The sequence below is a fragment of the Moraxella sp. CTOTU49803 genome (genome assembly GCF_032097965.1).
Classification (GTDB): domain Bacteria; phylum Pseudomonadota; class Gammaproteobacteria; order Pseudomonadales; family Moraxellaceae; genus Faucicola; species Faucicola tetraodonis.
On the sequence record NZ_DAMCJP010000025.1, the window covers coordinates 1 to 2,593 of the forward strand.

Consider the following 2,593-nt stretch of genomic DNA (forward strand, 5'->3'; position numbering starts at 1 on the left):
TGAAATTCTTCTCGTCCTTTTTTCAGTGTTGCTATCTCGGATTTCTGTAGCTTGTCTAATTCGTCCAAGTATTGGGTGATCTGCTGGTTGTGCGTCTCGGTCTTTTGGTTCACTTGCTCGCTTAGGTGGGTTGATAGCTGCTGATACAAGTTGGGCAACATCAATTCCAGATGTTTTTGTACCATCTCGTCGATTGTCTGGGATTGCTGCGCTTGGAGTTGGTTGAGCATCTGGCTCACTTGGCTGTGCAAATCGCTCGACAGCTCGTTTAAGCGCTTGGTAATGAGCTGCTGTGTGGTAATGGGTTGCATGGTTATTTGTCTCTAGTTGGGACGGTAATACGGGTTTTGGTTGATATAAAGCGTCGGATAGCCAAAGCCATTTTTTTGGCATACGGCGCTGTTGGGATATTTGGGGGTAATATTGATACCACCGCCATAACCCGGCTGGATATCGGTAAGGGCTTGGGCTTGGTATTGAATCGGGGTACGATTGATTTGTTGATTGAGTAAGCTTAGTTCTTTTTGACTTTGGTCGACTAAGACCTTGGTTTCCTGCCAATCCTGGTACTGGCTGTGATTGATCAGTGCTAATATCCCCATCAGCAGTAGCAGTCCCCCCAATAGGCTGCCCATGACGATCCCTAGGCTCAGTTTGTTGCGTGCTAGTTGCCCAATCAGCACCCTGCTTTGCTGTTGGCTGTACTCGATCATCTCGATATCCGCTTGGTGACGCTCGTCCATCTGCTGACGCAGGGTTTGCTGTTGGCGTTGGTGATGCTGTAGGGTGGTTTGTGTCTCGTGGGTTATGGCTTGGCGTAATTGACTGCTCTGCTTCGTCAAGTGGGTTTGGGTACGCTGATAATCGTTGCTGGTCTGCTGCTTGAGCTGATCGATTTGCGTCGACACCCCAAGCAAGGTCTGTTTGGCGCTCTCCAAGGTCTGACAGGTCTGATTGAGCCAGCTTTGATGCTGCTTTAGATGGCTGTCGCTTAAGTTTTGACTGCTGTCTTGATAACGCTCGAGCAGCGCGCAAATTTTCGTCATACCGCTGATAATGTCGTTCTCGACGTTTTTCAAGCTCGCTTGAAAAAGTTGCTGCTGCTTGTCTAAGCTGTTTTGCTCGGTCATCTGCTGAGATTTGATTTGCTGCTGGGTCTGCGCCTTTGCGTTCTGCAACATATCGAATAACGGATTCGGTGGCGTCTCGCTCATAAATCACACCTTTTAGTTTAATATTTTTTTTCGTGGGATCAGGGTTTTTAATACTGATACTGTCTTTACCTTGACGAGAGATTTCAAAACCGTATTTTGTCAGCATATCGGCAATGTCATCTTGACCTTTGAGTGGCTTACCCTGCTGTCGTCGCAGCTCAGATTGGGTTAACACCAAATCAGTAAGCGCATTTTTGATATCTTCTACCTCAGTAAAGCGTTTTAACTTATCGATGATTGACTGCTTATCTGACGTTGCCCAATCTTTAACAATGTTTGGGGCCATACTGGGGGTCACATCTCGACGGTTATTTAAATCCGCGGGATTAACAAAGCCGTACCTATCATTGGTCAAATCTTTCCAACTATTGACCAACGCTAAATCCCGATAATGGTAATACACCTGTAAATGATTACCCGAGATCAGCTCAACATTGGGAAAGACAAAGTTAAGCTCGACCCGACCTTTATCGGTATGCTCCACCCAGTACGACGTATACTGATGGGGTTGTAAGCCAACAAACATCATGGCTTCGAAATCTTCGATAATCTCAAATTTTTGGGCGTCAGTTAACAGATCTTTTTCATGAAAGCTTAAACAGCCACTGCTATAAACTTTGGCAAACGGCAAGCCATTAATAATCTCAGTGACCTCATCCGGATCGCCCAATAGCAAACGCGCTTTTTCACGCGGTTGATCGTCACTTCCCAGTAAATAATGTTTAACAGCTGACCCACCTAAGGTACGTCTGTCATCATCCGTGCCGCCTCGTTTAAAAAATTTGGTTAGCATACCATTAACCAGTTAAATCGTTATTAAACGTGCTATTTTCTAGCGTTGAACTTTCTAATAAAGGATCACTGTCTTCACTGACAGTGTCCTCATCTTCCACCCCATTAAAATAATTTTTTTCAACTTGATAGTGCGCTTTTAATTCAGCCAATTGCTCAGCCATATTATCAATCGCTAGTGCTAAATTTAACGTATCAATCGGATGATTTGCGTTTGCTTGTTGATGCGTATAGCGCACCAATTGATTTAAATTTTTACCCATGGCATGCAATTGTCGTAATAGTTTTGGGTCAACCGTAGGAAAATCGCGTTCACGTCTAGGTATAGTACCTTTTGTTAATATGGCACGCGCATAGCGTGCTAAATTCATACCTTGAGCTTTTGCTTCAAGCACAGCAAATTCTTCGTCACTAAAGCGAATGTTAAGACGTTTATCTCGTAATTTTTTCGATGATTTTTTTATTAGTACGTCGTCATCGCTTTGCTTTTTTTCGGCTGATTGTTGTGCCATGTTTAGTGTCTATTCATTTTTTATAAGGCTTGATTTTGGTTTAAGGGGGTTTGGGGTCTCCCCAATAAGCACCCA

The 2,593-nt window shown here is 44.1% G+C and carries 3 protein-coding genes; all 3 read right to left on the minus strand.

Annotation, left to right across the window (positions count from 1 at the left end; all coding sequences use genetic code 11):
- The coding region (locus RT422_RS12090; protein ID WP_313422527.1) for a hypothetical protein at window positions 1-311 on the minus strand (311 nt) is incomplete at its 3' end.
- A gap of 12 nt (window positions 312-323) precedes the next feature.
- Window positions 324-1,214 carry a hypothetical protein gene (locus RT422_RS12095; RefSeq protein WP_312116756.1) on the minus strand — a complete coding sequence of 297 codons (891 nt, stop codon included), beginning with the start codon at window positions 1,212-1,214 and terminating at the stop codon, window positions 324-326.
- A 797-nt stretch (window positions 1,215-2,011) separates the two neighbouring features.
- Window positions 2,012-2,518 (minus strand): plasmid mobilization protein, encoded by a 507-nt coding sequence (locus RT422_RS12100; protein WP_060994928.1) that lies wholly within the window; start codon window positions 2,516-2,518, stop codon window positions 2,012-2,014.
- Window positions 2,519-2,593 lie beyond the last annotated feature (75 nt).

Bases quoted from the DNA above. Each gene is read 5' to 3' on its own strand.
- RT422_RS12095 (WP_312116756.1), bottom strand. From the start codon at position 1,214: ATGAGCGAGACGCCACCGAATCCGTTATTCGATATGTTGCAGAACGCA.
- RT422_RS12100 (WP_060994928.1), bottom strand. From the start codon at position 2,518: ATGGCACAACAATCAGCCGAAAAAAAGCAAAGCGATGACGACGTACTA.